General features: G+C 64.6%; 27 protein-coding genes. 21 read left to right on the forward strand and 6 right to left on the reverse strand.

Features of this window, described 5'->3' with window-relative positions; genetic code table 11:
* Window positions 1–68 precede the first annotated feature (68 nt).
* Both QTN24_RS15290 and cysS read right to left on the reverse strand, forming a co-directional pair.
* Window positions 69–902 (reverse strand): DNA-3-methyladenine glycosylase family protein, encoded by an 834-nt coding sequence (locus tag QTN24_RS15290; RefSeq protein ID WP_409559036.1) that lies wholly within the window; start codon window positions 900–902, stop codon window positions 69–71.
* Window positions 887–2,275 (reverse strand): cysteine--tRNA ligase, encoded by a 1,389-nt coding sequence (cysS, locus tag QTN24_RS15295; RefSeq protein WP_313837972.1) that lies wholly within the window; start codon window positions 2,273–2,275, stop codon window positions 887–889. Before cysS ends, QTN24_RS15290 begins: the two co-directional genes overlap by 16 nt.
* 179 nt (window positions 2,276–2,454) lie before the next feature.
* Here cysS and QTN24_RS15300 point away from each other — a divergent pair, with 179 nt between their 5' ends.
* The 4 genes from QTN24_RS15300 (at window position 2,455) to QTN24_RS15315 (ending at window position 5,252) form a co-directional block, all read left to right on the forward strand.
* A complete protein-coding gene (locus tag QTN24_RS15300; protein WP_313837974.1) occupies window positions 2,455–3,144 on the forward strand; it encodes a tetratricopeptide repeat protein in 690 nt (229 codons plus the stop codon).
* Window positions 3,145–3,234: 90 nt separating this feature from the next.
* Complete coding sequence (locus QTN24_RS15305; RefSeq protein WP_124684650.1) at window positions 3,235–3,843, forward strand: peptidylprolyl isomerase; 609 nt, start codon at window positions 3,235–3,237, stop codon at window positions 3,841–3,843.
* Window positions 3,844–3,894: 51 nt separating this feature from the next.
* Window positions 3,895–4,395: a peptidylprolyl isomerase gene (locus QTN24_RS15310; RefSeq protein ID WP_124684651.1), complete on the forward strand. Its 501-nt coding sequence runs from the start codon at window positions 3,895–3,897 to the stop codon at window positions 4,393–4,395.
* A 65-nt stretch (window positions 4,396–4,460) separates the two neighbouring features.
* Window positions 4,461–5,252, forward strand: a complete 792-nt coding sequence (locus QTN24_RS15315; protein ID WP_313837979.1) for a UDP-2,3-diacylglucosamine diphosphatase — start codon at window positions 4,461–4,463, stop codon at window positions 5,250–5,252.
* A 40-nt stretch (window positions 5,253–5,292) separates the two neighbouring features.
* On the opposite strand, the gene cysE is transcribed toward QTN24_RS15315, so the two are convergent.
* Together cysE and QTN24_RS15325 are read right to left on the reverse strand one after the other, a co-directional pair.
* Window positions 5,293–6,036: a serine O-acetyltransferase gene (cysE, locus tag QTN24_RS15320; protein ID WP_124684653.1), complete on the reverse strand. Its 744-nt coding sequence runs from the start codon at window positions 6,034–6,036 to the stop codon at window positions 5,293–5,295.
* 298 nt (window positions 6,037–6,334) lie between these two features.
* Entirely contained in the window at window positions 6,335–7,201 is an 867-nt protein-coding gene (locus tag QTN24_RS15325) for an RNA methyltransferase (RefSeq protein ID WP_313837982.1), read from the reverse strand.
* Between the two features lie 236 nt (window positions 7,202–7,437).
* On the opposite strand from QTN24_RS15325, the gene QTN24_RS15330 reads away from it, so the two are divergent.
* The 12 genes from QTN24_RS15330 to QTN24_RS15385 all read left to right on the forward strand — a co-directional run bounded on the left by QTN24_RS15330 (window position 7,438) and on the right by QTN24_RS15385 (window position 15,011).
* On the forward strand, window positions 7,438–8,271 hold the full coding sequence (locus QTN24_RS15330; RefSeq protein WP_124684655.1) for an inositol monophosphatase family protein: 834 nt from the start codon (window positions 7,438–7,440) through the stop codon (window positions 8,269–8,271).
* 275 nt (window positions 8,272–8,546) lie between these two features.
* A complete protein-coding gene (locus QTN24_RS15335; protein ID WP_313837984.1) occupies window positions 8,547–8,735 on the forward strand; it encodes a hypothetical protein in 189 nt (62 codons plus the stop codon).
* Between the two features lie 175 nt (window positions 8,736–8,910).
* Window positions 8,911–9,090 carry a hypothetical protein gene (locus QTN24_RS15340; RefSeq protein ID WP_313837986.1) on the forward strand — a complete coding sequence of 60 codons (180 nt, stop codon included), beginning with the start codon at window positions 8,911–8,913 and terminating at the stop codon, window positions 9,088–9,090.
* On the forward strand, window positions 9,087–9,326 hold the full coding sequence (locus QTN24_RS15345; RefSeq protein ID WP_124684658.1) for a hypothetical protein: 240 nt from the start codon (window positions 9,087–9,089) through the stop codon (window positions 9,324–9,326). The genes QTN24_RS15340 and QTN24_RS15345 overlap by 4 nt, the downstream gene beginning before the upstream one ends.
* The gene (locus QTN24_RS15350; protein ID WP_301337469.1) at window positions 9,323–9,457 is read left to right on the forward strand and encodes a hypothetical protein; all 135 of its coding nucleotides are present in this window, start codon (window positions 9,323–9,325) and stop codon (window positions 9,455–9,457) included. Before QTN24_RS15345 ends, QTN24_RS15350 begins: the two co-directional genes overlap by 4 nt.
* A gap of 12 nt (window positions 9,458–9,469) precedes the next feature.
* Entirely contained in the window at window positions 9,470–10,396 is a 927-nt protein-coding gene (locus QTN24_RS15355) for a KTSC domain-containing protein (RefSeq protein WP_313837989.1), read from the forward strand.
* Between the two features lie 217 nt (window positions 10,397–10,613).
* Window positions 10,614–11,405, forward strand: a complete 792-nt coding sequence (locus QTN24_RS15360; RefSeq protein ID WP_313837991.1) for a hypothetical protein — start codon at window positions 10,614–10,616, stop codon at window positions 11,403–11,405.
* The gene (locus QTN24_RS15365) at window positions 11,402–12,670 is read left to right on the forward strand and encodes a hypothetical protein (RefSeq protein ID WP_313837993.1); all 1,269 of its coding nucleotides are present in this window, start codon (window positions 11,402–11,404) and stop codon (window positions 12,668–12,670) included. Before QTN24_RS15360 ends, QTN24_RS15365 begins: the two co-directional genes overlap by 4 nt.
* Window positions 12,651–13,664, forward strand: a complete 1,014-nt coding sequence (locus tag QTN24_RS15370; protein ID WP_409559037.1) for a DNA cytosine methyltransferase — start codon at window positions 12,651–12,653, stop codon at window positions 13,662–13,664. The genes QTN24_RS15365 and QTN24_RS15370 overlap by 20 nt, the downstream gene beginning before the upstream one ends.
* Window positions 13,665–13,693: 29 nt before the next feature.
* Window positions 13,694–14,341: a hypothetical protein gene (locus QTN24_RS15375; protein WP_313837997.1), complete on the forward strand. Its 648-nt coding sequence runs from the start codon at window positions 13,694–13,696 to the stop codon at window positions 14,339–14,341.
* A complete protein-coding gene (locus QTN24_RS15380) occupies window positions 14,341–14,667 on the forward strand; it encodes a hypothetical protein (RefSeq protein ID WP_313837998.1) in 327 nt (108 codons plus the stop codon). Before QTN24_RS15375 ends, QTN24_RS15380 begins: the two co-directional genes overlap by 1 nt.
* On the forward strand, window positions 14,664–15,011 hold the full coding sequence (locus tag QTN24_RS15385; protein WP_313837999.1) for a DUF551 domain-containing protein: 348 nt from the start codon (window positions 14,664–14,666) through the stop codon (window positions 15,009–15,011). Before QTN24_RS15380 ends, QTN24_RS15385 begins: the two co-directional genes overlap by 4 nt.
* Window positions 15,012–15,029: 18 nt before the next feature.
* Here QTN24_RS15385 and QTN24_RS15390 read toward each other — a convergent pair whose 3' ends face one another.
* Window positions 15,030–15,215, reverse strand: coding sequence for a hypothetical protein (locus tag QTN24_RS15390; protein WP_313838000.1), 186 nt, complete (start codon window positions 15,213–15,215; stop codon window positions 15,030–15,032).
* 169 nt (window positions 15,216–15,384) lie between these two features.
* Between QTN24_RS15390 and QTN24_RS15395 the strand changes: the two genes are divergently transcribed.
* Window positions 15,385–15,891, forward strand: coding sequence for an HD domain-containing protein (locus QTN24_RS15395; RefSeq protein ID WP_313838002.1), 507 nt, complete (start codon window positions 15,385–15,387; stop codon window positions 15,889–15,891).
* Here the strand turns inward: QTN24_RS15395 and QTN24_RS15400 are convergent.
* The gene (locus QTN24_RS15400; protein WP_124684666.1) at window positions 15,888–16,160 is read right to left on the reverse strand and encodes a hypothetical protein; all 273 of its coding nucleotides are present in this window, start codon (window positions 16,158–16,160) and stop codon (window positions 15,888–15,890) included. The genes QTN24_RS15395 and QTN24_RS15400 overlap by 4 nt on opposite strands.
* 405 nt (window positions 16,161–16,565) lie before the next feature.
* On the opposite strand from QTN24_RS15400, the gene QTN24_RS15405 reads away from it, so the two are divergent.
* From QTN24_RS15405 to QTN24_RS15420, 4 genes are all read left to right on the forward strand, one after another.
* Window positions 16,566–16,958, forward strand: coding sequence for a hypothetical protein (locus QTN24_RS15405; protein WP_313838003.1), 393 nt, complete (start codon window positions 16,566–16,568; stop codon window positions 16,956–16,958).
* Between the two features lie 326 nt (window positions 16,959–17,284).
* Window positions 17,285–17,503 carry a DUF2188 domain-containing protein gene (locus QTN24_RS15410; RefSeq protein WP_124684668.1) on the forward strand — a complete coding sequence of 73 codons (219 nt, stop codon included), beginning with the start codon at window positions 17,285–17,287 and terminating at the stop codon, window positions 17,501–17,503.
* Between the two features lie 50 nt (window positions 17,504–17,553).
* Entirely contained in the window at window positions 17,554–18,138 is a 585-nt protein-coding gene (locus QTN24_RS15415) for a hypothetical protein (RefSeq protein ID WP_313838005.1), read from the forward strand.
* Between the two features lie 125 nt (window positions 18,139–18,263).
* Entirely contained in the window at window positions 18,264–18,602 is a 339-nt protein-coding gene (locus QTN24_RS15420) for a helix-turn-helix domain-containing protein (RefSeq protein ID WP_313838006.1), read from the forward strand.
* Window positions 18,603–18,707 lie beyond the last annotated feature (105 nt).

The following is an 18,707-nucleotide window of genomic DNA, read 5'->3' on the forward strand; positions in this document are numbered from 1 at the left end:
ATGTTGATTTCTATGCATTTTTGGCAGGCGTCAACCCCGCCACTGCCTCATGCTGCCACTTCCTGCCGCTAATACGTCACTGGCAGGGGGTCCAGGCTGCGCCACATGTACCACGTGGCCACGGTGCGCCAGGGCTCCCAGTTGGCCGCCACCTCGCGCGCCTCGCTGCGGGTGACGGGTTCGCCACTGAAGTAGTTGGCCGAGATCGCGTTGATCAGGCCCACGTCGTCCAGCGGCAGGACGTTCGGACGCATCAGATTGAACATCAGGAACATCTCGGCCGTCCAGCGCCCGATGCCCCGGATCTGCGTCAGCTCAGCGATCACGGCCTCGTCGTCCATGCCGGCCCAGTCGTTCACGTGGACCGTGCCGGCCTTGAAGTGGCTGGCCAGGTCGGTGATGTACTCGGCCTTGCGCTTGGACAACCCGCACCCGGCCAGTTGCTCGTTGCCGGCGCGCAGGAACTGTGCCGGCGTGACGCGTGGACACAGCGTCACCAACCGTTCCCACACCGACTGCGCCGCCTTGACCGAGATCTGCTGGCCGACGATGGATCGCGCCAGCGTGATGAACGGGTCACCGCGCGACACCAGGTGGGCGGGCCCGTAGGTCGGAATCATCTTGCGCAGGATGCGGTCGCGCTTCATCAGGTCGGCGCAGGCCTCGTCCCAGTAGGCCGGGCGCACGGCGTCGACCACGGTCTCCACCGGCAGCGGCACGGCCTGCGCCTCGGGCAGGTCGACCTTGCGGCCCTTGCCGCCGGTCCTGGTGGCGGCAGCCGCCTTCGGCTCGTCGCGCGCCGGCACCCTGGGCGCCTGCCTGGCGGCGGCCTTGCCGGCAGGCTTGGGCGCGACGGTTGCGGATTTCGGCTTGCGCGCGGCAGCGTTCAAGCACGCCTCCACTCGGTGGCACCACCCGGCTTGTCTTCCAGGACCACGCCGGCCTCCAGCAACGCCGCGCGGATGCGATCCGCCTCGGCAAAGTTGCGCTCGGCCTTGGCCGCGCGGCGTGCCGCGATCTGCGCGTCGATCTGTTCGGCGCTGAGCCCGTCCACGCTGGCCCCGCCCTGCAGGAACGTGTGCGGATCGCGCTCCAGCAGGCCCAGCGTGCCGGCCAGCGCCTTGAGCTGGTGGGCGGCCTGGAGCGAGCCGGACCGGTTCACCTCGCTGGCCAGGTCGAACAGCACCGACATGGCGATCGGCGTGTTGAAGTCGTCGCTCATCGCCTCGGCAAAGCGGCGCGCGTGCGCCTCGTCCCAGTCCACGGCGCAGCCGCCCGGCTGCGTTTCCTTGAGCGCCGTGTACAGGCGCGTCAGCGCATGGCGGGCGTCGTCCAGGTGGGCGTCGCTGTAGTTCAGCGGGCTGCGGTAGTGCGCGCGCAGGATGAAGAAGCGCACGACCTCGGGGTCGTACTGCTTGAGCACTTCGCGGATCGTGAAGAAATTGCCAAGTGATTTCGACATCTTCTCGTCATTGATACGCACGAAGCCGTTGTGCATCCACATGTTGACGAACGGCTTGCCGCTGGCGCCTTCGGACTGCGCGATCTCGTTCTCGTGGTGCGGGAACTGCAGGTCGGCGCCGCCGCCGTGGATGTCGAAATGCTCGCCCAGCAACGTGCAGCTCATGGCGGAGCATTCAATATGCCAGCCCGGGCGGCCGCTGCCCCACTTCGAATCCCACTTGCTCTCGGGCGGCTCAGACTCCTTGGCCGACTTCCAGAGCACGAAGTCCAGCGGGTCCTGCTTGGCGTCGTTGGCGCTCACGCGCTCGCCGGCGCGCAGGTCCTCCAGCGACTTGCCGGACAGCTTGCCGTAGCCCGGGAACTTGCGCACCGAGAAATTCACGTCGCCGTCGGCCGCCTGGTAGGCCAGGCCGCGGGCTTCGAGCTTGTCGATGATGTTGAGCATCTGCGGCACGAATTCCGTGGCGCGCGGCTCGTAGTCGGGCCGGATCACGCCCAGCGCGGCCGCATCCTCGTGCATGAACTGGATGAAACGCGTGGTGAGCTGGCCGATGGTCTCGCCGTTCTCGGCCGCCCGGCGGATGATCTTGTCGTCGATGTCGGTGATGTTCTGCACATACGTCACATCGTAGCCAGCGGCGCGCAGCCAGCGGTGCACCATGTCGAACACCACCATCACCCGCGCGTGGCCCACGTGGCAGTAGTCGTACACGGTCATGCCGCACACGTACATGCGGACCTTGCCGGGTTCGATTGGCACGAAAGGCTGCTTCTCACGCGCGAGCGTGTTGTAGATGTTCAGTTGCTGCATGGAGCTTGTGTGATGAGTGGCAGGGCGGCGTGCGCGGCGGGCGCGCCATGGCGCACGGGCCCCATATCTTACCGGAACCCCGCTGGGCCGGCCGGGGGACGGGTGGCGGCGCCTGGGGCGCGTCGTGCACGCCGTGCCGCTTTGCTAGAATGCCGCGGAGTATAACGGACCGCCCTTACATGAGCCTGCTTCTGCCTTTCCCGATCTCCGCGACGGCCCGCCGTGGCGCCGCCCTTTCCGTCGCGCTTCCCGTCGCGGGTGCGCTGGCGATCGCCGGGGCGCTGCTGGCCCGGCCGGCCGCCGCCCAGAATGGCCCGATGTCGATGCCCGCGGCGACGGTGACCACCGGCGGCGTGGCGTCGGCGGACCCCGGCATGGTGCCCGCGCAGAAGGCCGTCAACGACCAGCGCTACGACGACGCCATCAAGGGCTTCGACAAGGTGCTGGCCAGCAACCCGCGCAACGCCCAGGCCCGCTTCCAGCGCGCGTGGGCCATGGCCAAGGCCGGCCGCGAGGACGAAGCCATCCAGGCCTTCGCCGAGATGGCGCAGGACTTTCCCGAGTTGCCCGAGCCGCACAACAACCTGGCCCTGCTCTATGCCAGGCGCGGCGACCTGAAGCGCGCCGAGGCCGAGCTGCTGCTGGCCATCGATGCCAAGCCCGACTACGCCATCGCCTACAGCAACCTGGGCGACGTCTACCGGCGCCTGGCGGAAAAGGCGTATGGCGATGCGGTACGCCGCAACCCCGCCGACGCCCGCGCCGCCGCCAGCCTGCAGCAGCTTGGCGGCACGCCGGCCCCGGCCAGTGCGCCGGCCGCCGCGCCGCGCGTGCGCAAGGCGCCCGCCAGCGCTCCCGCGGCCCGCTGACCCCGGCACATTGCGGCGGACGGGCCCGCGCCCGGCCGCTGCCGCCCGCTCTCCCTTGATTTACCTGCACTGAAAGACGGAGTTCCAGACATGACCCTTTCCCGACGCATCGTCCTGGCCGGCCTGGTGGCCGCCGCCACCGCGCTGAGCCCGCTGGCCGCCATGGCCCAGGGCGCCAGCCCGGCCGCCGCCGCTCCCAAGGCCGAGCGTGTGCAGTTCGTCACCAACGCCGGCAAGTTCACGATCGAGGTCTACCCCGACGCCGCGCCCAAGACCGTGGCCAACTTCATGGAATACGTGAAAAGCGGCTTCTACAGCGGCACCATCTTCCACCGCGTGATCAACGGCTTCATGGTGCAGGGCGGCGGCTTTGACCGCGACATGAAGGAAAAGCCCACGCGCGCGCCGATCCCGCTGGAGTCGCAGAACGGCCTCAAGAACAAGGCCGGCACCGTGGCCATGGCGCGCACGTCGAACCCGAACTCGGCCACGGCCCAGTTCTTCGTCAATGTGGTGGATAATCCGAACCTCGACTACCCGCAGCCCGATGGCAACGGATATGCCGTCTTCGGCAAGGTGGTGGAAGGCATGGACACGATCGACAAGATCAAGACCACGCCGACCACGGCCTACGGCGCCATGCGCAACGTGCCGGCCGCCCCGGTCGTGATCGAGTCCGCCACCGTCGTCACCAAGTAACTCCCGGCCCGCCGCCGCGCGGGCCTCACCGTCACCAGACAGAGGTCACCCATGAGCAAGGTACAACTCCAAACGACGCAAGGCGTCATCACCATCGAACTGGACGCCGAGAAGGCCCCCAAGACGGTGGAGAACTTCCTGTCGTACGTGCGCAAGGGCCACTATGACAACACGATCTTCCATCGCGTCATCAAGAACTTCATGATCCAGGGCGGCGGCTTCGAGCCGGGCATGAAGCAAAAGGACACCGACGCGCCGATCGAGAACGAAGCCGGCAACGGCCTGAAGAACGACCGCTACACGGTGGCCATGGCCCGCACCAACGCGCCGCACTCGGCCACGGCGCAGTTCTTCATCAACGTGGTGGACAACGACTTCCTGAACTTCAGCTCGCCCACGCCGCAGGGCTTCGGCTACGCCGTGTTCGGCAAGGTCGTGGAAGGCACCGACGTCGTGGACGCCATCAAGGCCGTGCGCACGGGCAGCTCGGGCTTCCACCAGGACGTGCCGATGGACGACGTGGTGATCCAGAAGGCCACCATCGTCGAATAATCGTTCGACCGCCCTCTTCCTCCCCCACGCGGCATGCCGCTCGTGAACCGACCTTTCCGACCCGCATGACCGCAACCCTGCCCGCGCCGGCAGCCGCACCGATCGAGGTGTCGGCGCCGGCGTGGTTCATTTCCGATCTCCACCTGACGCCGGGCATGCCCCGCACGCTGGCCGCCTTCCAGCACGTGCTGGACGACGCCGCGCGGCAGGCCCGCGCGCTGTTCATCCTGGGCGATTTCTTCGAATTCTGGGTAGGCGACGAGGAGACCGATACGCCGTTCGCGGCCGGCATCGCGGCGGCGCTGCGCCGGCTGGCCGATACGGGCGTGCCGGTCTTCCTGATGCACGGCAACCGCGACTTCCTGATCGGCCAGCGCTTTGCGCGGGCGGCCGGTGCCACGCTGCTGCCGGACCCGACCGTGATTGTCTGCGGCGGCGCGCGCGTGGTGCTGAGCCACGGCGACCTGCTCTGCGTCGACGACCCGCGCTACAACCGCTTCCGGCACTGGACGCGCAAGGGCTGGGTGCAGCGGCTGTTCCTGGCGTTGCCGCTGAACACGCGGCTGAAGATTGCCCGGCGGCTGCGGGCCGACAGCGAGGCCGGCCGTGCGCGCCAGGCCGACGGTGCGGCGCCGCCGGACTATGGCGATGCGTCGCCGGCGGCCGTCGAGGCGCTGCTGGCATCGAGCGCGGCCCGCACGCTGGTCCATGGCCACACCCATCGCCCGGCGCGCCACACGCATGCCGGCGGCGAACGCTGGGTGCTGACCGACTGGGATCTCGACGGCCGGCGCCCGCGCGCGGCCGTCCTGCAACTGGACGCCGACGGCTTCCGCCTGCTGCCGCGGGTGGACTGACCGGAGCCGCCGGTCCTGCCCCGCCGCACGCCGGCGAGCGCTATTTCATCAGCTTGCGCAGTTCGCTGGCGTCGAAACGATCGTTCGGCGTGTTTTCCAGGTGCTCGCCCAGCCGGTCCAGCGCGGCCAGCACGGCCTCGATCCGGTCATGCTGCTTGGCCGCGTTGTCGATCAGGCTCTTCAGGGCCAGCGACACCGGATCGTCGGCATTCGGCGTGATGCCGTAGGCCGAGAACTCCTGTTTGGCGCCCTGCTGCGTGGCCGGCGCGTCCGGCATGATGATGCGGGCCGGGATGCCCACGGCCGTGGCGCCCGGCGGCACCGGCTTGAGCACCACCGCGTTCGATCCCACGCGCGCGCCGTCGCCCACCTCGAATCCGCCCAGCACCTTGGCCCCGGCGCTGACCACCACGCCCGCGCCCAGCGTCGGGTGGCGCTTCTGGCCCTTGTAGAGCGACGTGCCGCCCAGCGTCACGCCCTGGTAGATCGTGCAGTCGTCGCCAATCTCGGCTGTCTCGCCAATCACTACGCCCATGCCGTGGTCGATGAACACGCGCCGGCCCAGCCGGACGGCGGGATGGATCTCGATGCCGGTCAGCCAGCGCGACCAGTGCGAGATCCAGCGGCCCAGCCAGTGGAATCCGCCGCGCCAGCAGGCGTGGGCCACGCGATGGAACATCACCGCGTGCAGCCCCGGATAGCAGGTCAGCACTTCCAGGCGGCTGCGCGCGGCGGGGTCGCGCCGCATGATGGCATCGATATCTTCCTTCAGGCGAGTGAACATCTTCGTCGTGTCGTGTTGCCGGGCCGTGCGCGCGTCCGCACGGCATGCGGACGGCGCCGGCGCGGTCATGAGCCGGTAGGGCCTGATTCTGGTAGGGGGACGGCCTCGCGGTGGCGAGCAGGGAGTGTAAGAGATTTAAGCGCCTGCCGCCGGGCCCTGAGGCCATCAGGGCTTTTCGGGTCGCGGCGGCTTCAACATCGCGCGGGCTGGCCGGCGCAGGCGCGCGGCGTCTCACGGCCGGGGGCGGGGCCGCGGATGGCGCGCTGCATGTCGGGTGCCGGGACGCGGGTCACGGAATTCAGCCTTCCTTGTTGCCTTCGGTCTGCCTGCCGGCCAGCAGCATGCGCTTGGCGATGCCGCGCAGGATGTTCACTTCCTCGCGCTCCAGCCCGGCCCGGGCAAACATGCGCCGCAGGCGCGGCATCAGCTTGCGGGGGTTGTCGGGGTCCAGGAAGCCGATGGCCACCAGCCCGGCCTGGAAATGGTCGAACATCGATTCGACCTGCTCCGTCGTGGCCGGCTCGCCAGCATAGCCGATATTCGGTACGCCGTCCGGCACCACGCCGGCCGCCGCGTGGGCATCCAGCAGCGCCAGCCGCAGCTCGTAGGCCACCAGCTGCACGGCCTGGGCCAGGTTCAGCGACGCATAGGCCGGATTGGCGGGAATATGGGTCACGGCCGAGCAGCGCAGCACCGCTGCGTTGGGCAGCCCGTAGCGCTCGTTGCCGAACACCAGGGCGATCTCCGCGCCGTCGTCGGCCGCCAGCAGCGCACTGCCCCGGGCCGCGGCGGCGCGCGGCAGCAGGCGCGGCGGGCCGAATTCGCGCTGGCGGGCCGTCATCGCCACCGTGAAGGCCGTGCCGGCCAGCGCCGCCTCGATGTCGTCGACGATCCGCGCGCCGGCCAGCACGTCGTCGGCACCGCTGGCCATGGCCACGGCGTCCGGATGGGCCAGCACGTCCGGCTCGCGCGGCGACACCAGCACCAGGCTGCCCGGCGCGTCGCCAAAGCCCATCGTCTTCATGGCCCGGGCCACGGACCCGACATTGCCCGGGTGGCTGGTTTCCACCAGCACCACGCGCACACGGGAAAAAATGCCGGACAAGCCACCGGCGGCGGCGTCCGCGGGGGCCTGCCCCGCCTGGGAATTCAATGCGTCAGTCATCTGGGATGCCCTGGCCGCGGCGTTTGCCGTGCGCGACTCGTATGGCGGGCCGGGTTCCTATACAATGCAGCCTTCCAATTGCGGCGCGGCGCCCGAAGCTCTGGCGACGCCCCTCGTTCTTCGACAATCCGTTGTGCTGTTCGGCCCTGGCCGGACTGTCCGTGCGCCCCGTCCGCCATGATGATCCTGGCGGCAGGCCGCCATCCGGGCAGGTCCGCGGGCCCCTGGAGAGATTCATGCATCCGATGCTCAATATCGCCGTCAAGGCGGCCCGCAAGGCGGGATCCATCATCAACCGCGCGTCGATCGACGTCGACCTGGTCCGCGTCTCGCGCAAGCAGCACAACGATTTCGTGACCGAAGTCGACCGCGCCGCCGAGGCCGCGATCATCGAGGTCATCCGCACCGCCTACCCCGAGCACGCCATTCTAGCGGAAGAGTCCGGCCAGTCCTGGGCCGAGGGCGAGGAACAGGCCGAATTCACCTGGGTGATCGATCCGCTGGACGGCACCACCAACTTCATCCACGGCTTTCCGCAATACGCGGTCTCGATCGGGCTGCTGCACAAGGGCGCGCCGTCCCAGGCCGTGGTCTACGATCCCACCCGCGACGAACTGTTCACGGCCAGCAAGGGCGCCGGCGCGTTCCTGAACAACCGCCGCATCCGCGTGACCCGCCGCGACAAGCTGGCCGACTGCCTGATCGGCACCGGCTTCCCGTTCCGCGACCTCGAAGGCGTCGAGGAATACCTGGAAATGTTCGCGCTGATGACGCGCAGCTGCGCCGGCCTGCGCCGCCCGGGCGCCGCCGCGCTGGACCTGGCCTACGTGGCCTGCGGCCGCCTGGACGGCTTCTTCGAGCGCGGCCTGAAGCCGTGGGACATGGCCGCGGGCATGCTGCTGATCACCGAGGCCGGCGGCCTGGTGGGCAACTACGCCGGCGAATCGCGCCAGATGGAACAGGGCGAGGTGCTGGCCGGCAACCCCAAGGCGTTCGCCCAGATGGTGCGCCTGCTGTCGCCGTACTCGCTGGACAACGCCAAGCCCGCGCTGAAGCCCATCGAGGGCTGAAGCCGAACAGTGCACGGGGCCCGCTGTGGCGCCCCCGCTGCCTTCCCGCCTGCCATCCGTGCGGCCGCCGGCGCCTGTGCCGGCCCCTCCCCGCGCAGCACGGCGGGCCGCCAGCCGACATCCTCGGCCTGGTCCGACCCAGTTTAAGAATCCTCCGCATTACAACGCACCGGCTTCCCGCTAGATTGGCGAGGCAGGCAGTAAAATGCCGCTTTGCGCCCCGGCGCGAACCGATATACCGGCGGCCCGGCCCGTGGGCCGCCCGAGAGGAATGCATGTCCGCAGAAGCCTTTTCCCAACCAGCCGAAACCACGCGCCCCGATGCCGCCCCGGACGCCGCGCCCGTGTCCGCCGAGACCCTGGCCGCCGCGGAAGGCAAGCCCCCGCGCAAGGGCCGCGCCGACAAGGCGGAGCCGGCCGACAAGGCTGACAAGCAGACGCCGATGATGCAGCAGCGCCTGTAGCGCGCCAATGCTAGGTCCCAGCAGCGACCTACGCTAAAAGCTACGCCTGTTTTGCGCCGCTTCCGGCGCGTCTTACTCCCCTCCCGAACTTAGAACGGCTTCGTCGCCACCCTTGCACTTGCTAATGCGTGTGCTAATATGTGTGCATGTTGATAACGAATGCACGGAGGCGGCAATGAATACGAGCCAAGCCACGGCAAGACAGGCAGCGCATGAAAACCTGATGCCTGAACTTGTCCAGGCCCTCTCCAACCTTAAGCGGGCCCATGAGCGCCTTCTGGCGTCGGACGCGGCGCGGTCGGACGAGATCCGGGCCGCCGATGCCGCCCTCGCAAAAGTCGGAGCTCAATCGTGATCGGAACGGGCCACACCTTCACGCTGGACGCGCCTTTCACAGGGCCGCACGGCGCGGTGCTCGAAGGCTTCCTCCGCGTCGGCTTCATTCACGACGAAGAAGCCAACGAAATCGAGGTCACCGAAACCACCCTTCAGGTCGGGCCCCATCGGTTCCCCTACAACGGCGACGAGCGCCTGATTCGTGCCGAGTGCTGGGCAAAGCTGATCGTGGAAACGATGGAGCGGGCGCCATGATCGACATGCAAGACCCCATCTTCATCCGGCTTCGAGACAGCAAGCGCGTGCAGCGCTGGACTCTCGTCGGCATAGCCGTCATCGCAGCTTTGGCAATGGCCTTCCCGTTCCTGACGGGCGCCTATCGCTAACCAGGACGAAGCATGGGAAAGCGAATTGATATCGCCGGGCAGCGTTTCGGGCGACTACTCGTAATCGACAAAGGCCCAAGCAGCACCGGCAAAAATCCGCTCACGCAGTGGAACTGTGTGTGCGACTGCGGAGAAGCTCGACTTGTGGGAACGATGAACCTGGTGCGAGGCCGAGCGAAATCGTGTGGGTGCCTCCATAAGGAAATCGTCGGCAAGAACAGCATCAGGCATGGATTGCATAACTCTGGCGCATACAAATCCTGGCACGCGATGTTGGGCCGCTGCCAAAACAAGACCAACGGCGCCTTCCCAAATTACGGAGGCAGGGGTGTGGTGGTCTGCGAGCGCTGGAAATCATTCGAGAACTTCTACGCGGATATGGGTGAACGCCCCGAAGGAAAGACCTTGGATCGCTTCCCGAATTCCAACGAAGATTACGAGCCGGGAAATTGCAGATGGGCAACCAAGGAAGAGCAGGACAACAACAAGCGGACGAATGTCTACGTGACTTGGAATGGAAAGACCCAGACGTACGCGCAGTGGGGCAAGGAGTTGAAGCAGGACCCAAGCATTCTGCGGCGCAGATTCCTGAAGTTTGGAACGTTCGACCCAATCAAACGTGATCGAAGCAGCTACTTGAGAAAAGACAGGAGAGATGAAATGAACGATCGAGTTAAACCTCAACTGGAGATTGCAATGATTGAAGTTTCCAGCAGCCAAATCCACAGCATCGGCCACGACGTCACCAGCAACACCCTCGCCATCCGGTTCAAAAGCAAGGCCGGTGCGGGGAGCCTGTACCACTACGCCAACTTCACGGCAGCAGAGTTCGAGGCATTCAAGAACGCGGAATCGATCGGCGCCTACTTCGGCAAGTACAGCAAACCGGAGACGGCCAAGTATCCCTTCACCAAGGTCGAGCCGGCAACGGTCGGCTGATCACCCATTAACAGGAGTCTGGACATGGATGACTTCGTAATGATCTGGGCGCTGCTGGCCTTCGTGCTGGTTGTCGGCGTGCCCCTGCTTTCCACGCTGCGATGAAAGCCTACATCTGCTGCTACTGCGGCGCCGGCGACCACACCGTAGCCGGTTGTCCATGGACCAGATTCGCCCGGGTAACGCTTGCCCGCCCCTGAACTGAATAGAGAGAGACATGGCCGACCCCAAACCTACCCAAGGCAGTGCGCAGGACGGGCGAGACAGCGAGGCGCGGGAGCGTGCTGCGTTTGAAGCTGAGTATGCGCATCTCGATCTGACGAAGCAGATCGACTCATGGCAGGGCATCGTCTACAAGCACTCGCATGTGGACGCCATGTGGGAAGCGCGGAAAAAGAGTTCTGCCAGAAATGCCGCCCGCCCCGCCCCGGAAGCGTTGCTGTGGCACATCATGGTAGCGGGCCCCGCAGGCTACGTGCGACGAGAGGCGTTCGCCGGATCGAGCCTCGCGGAAGCTTTGGAGAACGTTCGCAAGCAAGGCTTCGCGTGGGTGGAAGACGAAGACAGCGGCTTTCCTGACGTGCTCGTGAAGATGGCCGCCCCGGAAGCGTTGGGCGCTGCGAAGGGGGTAGTGGCAAGTCTTCTGTCCGAAGCATTGGCATGCATTGGAAATCTGCCGGACGGTCCTCAAGACCAGCGGCGCCATGCTCTTATCAAGAACCAGATTCGAGGATTTCAGGCAATTCGAGCAGCAGCCCAATCTGAGGCGCATCAAGGGATTGCGGGCAAAAACAATGGTTTCGGGCAGCACTTCGAATGCTGGTGGGAAAAGGATGGGCAGTTTGTCCGAGCCGGTGGCGGTGACTATGAAAAGTCATTCGCTCATGCGGCGTGGAATGCTGTCGTGGAAGAATGCGCCCGCATCGCAAACAACAAGTACAACGTTTGGGACGAAGGCATTGTCGCCGGTCAAGAGATCGCCGAAGACATCAAGGAGCAATCCAAATGACGACCACCCCCAACACCACCGCACGCCAAGCGGGGCTGATCGCCACGATGATCGACGAGTGGTACTTTCATGCCGACGAGCATGTGAAATCCAAACTGGCAGATTTCTCGAACGTGCTGCTGGACCGATTCGCCGCCCATTCTGCGGATGCCCGCACTGAATACATCGGTGAGCCGACTGCCGAAATGTATGAGGCTGCGCAGCGCGTCGAAATCCCTATTGATGATGGGCGCATCACACTCAATACGTCTGAAATTCGGAAAATCTGGCAAATGATGCTGGTTGCAATGCCACACGATCTGTCCCCAGTCGTCAATGCGGATGCCCGCAATGGGGAGGGGGTGCATGAACTTTTGCGTAAGTTCCTTGATTTTGCTGACGCAGAGTACGTTCCCAACTATCTGTTTGACCAAGCACGCGCCCTACTCGCCGCGCCCGCCGCACCAGCGCCGAAACTGACGCCGCACGCAGCCGACGTGGAGCAAATGCTTGACAGCAGCGAAGCAGCGCCGACCGACGGGTTTTCCGCTGCCGTGCATCAAGTGCGTGGCGCGCTGGAACTTTGCGAGCCGGAAGACCTTGCCGCATTCGATTTCATCATTGCTGCGATCACCCCCACCCCGGCACCCGCTGCGCAGGCGAACAAGAAGGTTGCGTTTGGGAGCTGGTTCGACCGCTATCACGCAGAGGCAAACGACGCCCGCCAACAATCCGCTACCCCGGTAGATAGCCTTGACGTGGAGTGCCCATGTTGTTTCACAAAGCTGACCGCGCGAATGACCAGTTATGGGCCTGCGGTGGCGGTTCGGGAGGGCCCGGCACCCGCTGCGCAGGTGGATGGGTGGATTCGCAAAGCGCAGGCGATGATGAATGTTGCCGGTGACAACACATTGCGCGTGCCGCCCGAAACCATGATCGCACTGCTTCGCCAGCAATCCGCCACCCCGGCAGAACCTAGCGACATGGGCCAAGACAACATCGCGGAAGATTGCCCTCACGACACATGCTACGCCGCTGCGTGCAAGTGCGTCGCCACCCCGGCAGACGCGGCGAGCGAGGCGGATAAGAGGGACGCCCTCGCGGCGGCGCATGAAGGTGACTGGCACGACATGATGAGTGCGTACAACCGGTGTCCGGCAGATCTTTCGCACCCTGACCGGATGCGCTGGCTGGCGGCGGAATTTAGGCGTTTAGTCTCGCTCCGAGCAATCAAGCAGCGCGAGCGGCAACAGGGGGCGCAGAGCAATGGAGGTGCCGGTGAATGAGCTTCATCTTTTCGCGGGCGCTGGTGGAGGCATCCTTGCAGGTCAACTGCTCGGCCGTCGATGCGTATGCGCCGTTGAATTTGATCCCTACGCCCAGGCCGTCCTTGTCGCTCGCCAAAATGACGGCACCTTTCCTCCGTTCCCGATTTGGAATGACGTTCGAACCTTTGACGGAAGACCTTGGCGCGGAATTGTTGACGTCGTGGCTGGAGGGTTTCCATGCCAGGACATCAGCGCAGCTGGAACCGGAGATGGACTTGACGGAGAGCGCAGCGGACTCTGGACAGAAATGGCGCGCGTCATTTGCGAAGTACGACCCCGCCGAGTCGAAGTGGAGAACTCCCCAATGCTCACTTCTCGGGGACTTTCCCGAGTTCTCGGAGACCTGGCCGAGATGGGGTTCGATGCGGAATGGGGTGTCATATCTGCGGCCGACGTCGGCGCTCCCCACCTTCGAGAGCGAATCTGGATTGTGGCCCACGCCAACGCGAGACAGCGCGGTGATGCGCGACAGGAAGTATGCGCAAGGCGGAACTCCGCTCACGCTTGCAGTGAAGCTTTGGCCCACTCCCACAGTACATGGGAACCACAACAAGCCGGGTGCCAGCAAGAACGCGGGTTGGGGCCTGTCTTCGGCTGCCAAGCTCTGGCCAACGCCGACAGCAAGCCTGGCGGACAAGGGCGGCAGGATCACGCCGCGCAAGGGCCGGGAGGGCGGGACGCTGATCGAAGCGGTTTCTGCGCGCGCGATGTGGCCGACGCCGTGCGCGAGCGCGAGCAAAGGATCTTCGCCTGCGGCGCTGGTTCGCAAGAATGGACGGGACAGATCGAACGACAGGATCGACCACGCGGTTATGGCGTCCGACGGTGGCCAGCTGAACCCGGAGTGGGTCGAGTGGTTGATGGGATGGCCAATCGGGCACACCGCATTAAAGCCCTTGGAAACGGCCAGGTATCAAGAGTGGCTGCAACAGCATGGCATCTTCTCGGGTGAAGGTGCGCGCACCGAACCGGAGGGCGGGAATGGCTAAAGACAACCGTCAGCGGTACTGCAATTGCCACGCGCCAGATCCGAAGCGTGGGTACTGCCAGAACTGCGGAGAGAATGCATGGCCAGAAGCAACGCGGTACGAAGACCTGCGCGCCAAGTTCGACGCAGAGATGCGTGACCGTATCGACCATCCGTTGAAGCACATGGCGCGTCGTGACATTGCGCAAGAGCTTCAGCACTGCATTGATGACACGAACGTCGGACAGCCGAATCGTTACGCATCCGTCAATCTTCTTGAGCGTGCGATCACTCGCATCCGCGAACTCGAAGCCGACCGCGACTCCTGGGCCGAGCAGGCATCGCAGCGCGTTGCCGATTGGGAGCGCGAGCATGAGCTGCGGATCGCGGCAGAGCGGCGTGTCGGCGAACTGGAGCGCGCCAGCCAGGCTGGTGGCGGGGAGGCGGATCTGCGCGACGCATTGCGCGACTACGAAACCATGCGCGATACCGTTGGAGGTTGCACTGACGGCGGGTGTCTCGTGAAGAAGCCAACCGGCATGCATACCAATGGCGGATGCAAATGCCACAAAGACCCTCTTAAGGCAACGCGCATGATGTGGGCAGGCAGCAAGCTTTTCGACGCAGCACGCGCTTCGCTGGACGGGCGGAGGGAGGGGTGATGCCATTCATAGACTTCGGCGGCACGCGCTGCCATCTATCAGTTGGCGGTCCTGACCGAGTGATCGTTGACGAGAACGGAGTGCGGCACAAGTTTGAGATGCACCCGTATGCTGGCCCCATTCTGTTGAACGCTGACGGCGATCCAGCGAAGCGTCAGCCGAGTGCGAAGGCATCGTTCTGGAACGTCACCACATGGTGGATACAGCAGGGTGGGAATATCGATGCGAACGGCCTGTGTGTCTGGAAGAAGCCAAAGGAGCCGAAACTGCTTCATCTCGGCGGAAGGCACTACAAGATCATCAACGACACCGGAGAGCAACCGTGAACGAGGAATTTGAGAAGTGGATGGTCGAGCAGTGGCAGAACAACGCCGACATATCGCCGCTCGCCGCATGGCAAGCCTCGCGCAAGCAGGCTGGGTGGCAGCCGATTGCGACGGCGCCGAAGGATGGGACAAACATCATCGTGACCAATGGATCGTCCGTTGCACAAGGTTGGTGGTGCAGCGAAGAACCATACGTCCGCGAACAGCGCGATCTGACCGGCGCTTGGATAGACCAGCAGGAAAGCGATGGCTTTGAAGGATGGCTGGACTGCGATGGTGGCATGCAGCCTGATCCAACCCACTGGATGCCCCTACCGCAACCACCGGCCATGCAGAAAGACTGATGGAAGCAGCAGCCTGCGTCAGTTACCGGTCTGCTGCAGCAAGAGTCCACCTCGCCGGCGGCCGTTTCTGTCCCGCGCGCTAACGTTGATCAGTTTGTTGCGCCGACCGCAATGCGGGCAGATGAAGTAGATGCCGAAGTCGTCGATGCCAGGCTCCACAGCATCGACGGAGATTTCGGCGCGGCATCGGATGCAGATCCACATGGCCGCCTCCCCCCTGAAGGTGCGGACCTCTACGATAGGCAAACTGGGCGGGCCATTCAAGCCGCGCCTCCGTTTAGTCCAAATTATTCAAAACCAATAATTCAGGAGCGGGCAGCCGCCGTATACTGCTCGCAAGCACGAGACTCGCAGAATCAGGTACGGAGGAAGCATGAGCATTGCCTACAACGCCATGATGTTCGCCCGCCAAGTCCACAAGGACCAGCGGCGGAAATACACAAACAACCCTTATTTGGACCATCTTGCCGAGGTAGCGGGGATTGTGAGTTCGGTGGCCTTCTCAAGCTATGGGGATCGCGCAGAGGAAATGGTGGCCACCGCTTGGCTCCATGACTGCGTAGAAGACCAGTCCGTAACGCCCGATCATTTGACCGAGGCTTTCGGTGAGTTCGTTTCGCGTGGAGTCATGTTCCTGTCCGACCTCGAACAGGGTAACCGGGCCGAAAGGAAAGCCGCTTCCCGGGCTCGCCTGGCCGCTGCGCCAGGCTGGGTCCAAACGGTCAAGTGTGCCGACCTGATCAGCAATACATCGAGCATCGTCATGCACGACCCAGAGTTTGCCAAGCTCTACCTCGAGGAGAAACGGCTGCTTCTGGACGTGCTGACGCAGGCGGACCCGCGTCTGGTCGCAATCGCGCGGGCCCAGGCTTGCGCCTAGTGTTCGCCTTCTAGGGAATCGTCGGCATTGAAGAAGCTGACCACCGGCACTGCGCGCAACTGAGGCCGGGCCGCCCTCTCCTCCTGCGCGATCTCGAGCTCGTTGCTGAGGTTCTGCGTTAGGGCAGCTCCCACCTGGCAAAGCCGCTCGACCTCTTGGTCGTCCACCCCCAGCGCTTGCAAGGCGCTGAAGATGCCCGCGACACCCTCTGCGATTTTCCTTGCCCCTTCCAAGCCGGCCGGCACCGGCGGCGTGCTTCTTTCGTTCATTGCGTTCACGTACCCCTCACTTTTTTGGATTGACCATCCCTGCCTGACCGACCGGGGGACCCGCGCAAGTCCCATCGAACCCCTATACAACTACTGTATATTCATACAGTATATAGCCAGTGTGAGTGCTGTTGCCACAACCTGCCAATTGGGTTTTTCAATGTGCTTCTTGACACCCATTGCGCGGCATACATTAAAGACATGAGGGCGAGATGAACGACCGGTGCGGAGAGCCATTGCTGGCTCGCCCGACAGTGAGCGACGCGGCCAGGCGCCTACTGGCTGCGCTGGATAACTTGACGGCCGGAACGGAGGCTGCTGGCTTCCACGGCTGGGAGAACGGGTACGGCGAACCAGCCGGTGAGGCCGTCGAGGAAGCGAGACGGGAACTGGAGGTGTTGCTAGATGCCTCGGCTTAAAGCCCTGCCCCGCCCACCCGCGCCGCCGGGCGGCCTGCCCAGCAATCCAATCGACCCGGCTTACGACCGCTATTACGTCCTGGACGAAGCGGGCGCGCCGCGGCGTTGCTACGACTACACCGAGCACGCCATGTGGATGACTTGCGATGGCAAAGCCTGGCAGATTAAGGACTTGCTGCCGGAATACGCGGTCGAGGTCTGGACCTACTTCTCCGGCTGGGCGAGCCTACGAGACGACAAGCCGCCCATGTTCCGGACCACCGTCAACGGCGGCATGAGCAAGTCCTTCGAGTCTGAGACGTGGGAAGAGGCTGAGGACAAGCACCGCAGGGTGCTAGAGAAGATTCGGCGGACCCTGCCTGCCAAGGACGGGTCGTAGCTGCATGCAAAAAAGCGAGGCCGGCGGGGCCGCCAGCCCCGAACTACTACGGAACGGGTTCACTGGAAAAGCAAGTGAATCCGGTATTACGTCACAACACGATTTAACTTTAGAGCGTGGCGTCCCCACCGGCGTAGGGACGACAACATCACACGACCGGGGCACACTAAAGGTTCGCGATTGACCCCGCGATTTTCCATGTCGCCACGCAGAACATCCCTGCGTGGTTTTTTTGCCCGCGTCCCTTAGGTGGATGTCAGACGCCTACCGATAGTGGCGATGCGTGGACCGCGCGCAGACTGTCTTCATAACTCTAGGAGACAGCCATGGCAGCAGATATCCATGTGGTACCGGCCGGGAACGAATGGGCCGTCGAGACGGCCGGCGGCGGCGACCGAACAATGTTCTTCACGCAGGAGGAAGCGATTGCCGCCGGCACCGAGCGCGCCAAGCGCGACAAGGTCGAGCTGCTGATTCACGGCCTCGACGGCCAGATCCGCGCTCGGAACTCCTTCGGCCATGACCCCCGCGACGTCAAGGGCTAAGCGCCATGCCCCGAGGCGACGGCGCCCCGACACTGGACCAGCTCTGCCCCATGCTGCTTACAGAGCGAAAAACCATTCCGCGCGAGGGCGACTGGCTCTACGAGATCAAGTACGACGGCTACCGCGTCTTGGCCAGTACCGGATCCACGGCCCGGCTGAAGAGCCGCGGCGGGATTGACGCGACTGCCTGGTTCCCGGAGGTGGCCGCCGCAGTCGCGGACATGCCGAGTGGCAGCGTGCTGGATGGAGAGGTATGCGTGCTGGACGACCTGGGGCGTAGCAATTTCGACCGCCTGCACGCGCGTGCGCGGCGCAAGGGTTGGTACGAAGGCGCGGACCTGGTCGTCTATTGCGTGTTCGACGTTCTGGTCGCCATGGGGAGGGACTTCCGGCCCATAGCGCTGGAGAAGCGCAAGGCAATGCTGGCCAAGCTGCTGCGCTCGCACGGCGGCCAGGTGCTCCATGTCACGGGCGTCGACGACGGCGACTGGCTGTATCGCTCCGCCCTAGAGCTGAAGCTGGAAGGCGTGGTAGGGAAGCGGCTGGGCTCGAGCTATCAGGACGGGGTGCGCTCGACGGACTGGATCAAGGTGAAGCGCCCCGGCGCGGTGCCGCCTGAACGCTTCAAGCGATGACCTTCCACAACGGATCGTGCCCGCCCGGAGAGCCCACGTAGCGCTTCCGCATTACTTTCCTATATTTTAGTTTTACGTTTTCTTATGTTGTCCTATACTTCTTTACCAGGACAACACGGAACACGATGGACACACCGCCAAACATTCAGATCATCCACGACGCACAAGGCAAGCCGGCCTTCGTAGTGATCCCATACGCCGACTATGTCTCCGACCGCGGCGCTGACCGTGACTGGGTTCCCAATGAGGTTGCCCACCGTCTCCTAGTGGAGGGCCTTAGCCCGGCCCGCGCTTGGCGCGAGCATCTGAACCTGACCCAGAAAGAAGTTGCCGACCGCATGGGCATCTCCCAGCCTGGCTACGCCGAGATCGAGAACGGCAAGGGCAAGATGCGCAAGGCGACGCGGGTGAAGGTAGCCGCCGCGCTCGGCATCACGCCCGGCCAGCTAAACGTCATCGCCTGAATCGCGCCCCCACACGTTCCTTTTAAAGCCGGCCGTGCGCCGGCATTTTTCATGGACCGCCCTGATAAAGGTCAAGCGGCCGGAAGCAGTGCCGCCGGCGAGGTT

The organism is Cupriavidus sp. SZY C1, from assembly GCF_032190535.1.
GTDB classification, from domain to species: domain Bacteria; phylum Pseudomonadota; class Gammaproteobacteria; order Burkholderiales; family Burkholderiaceae; genus Cupriavidus; species Cupriavidus pauculus_C.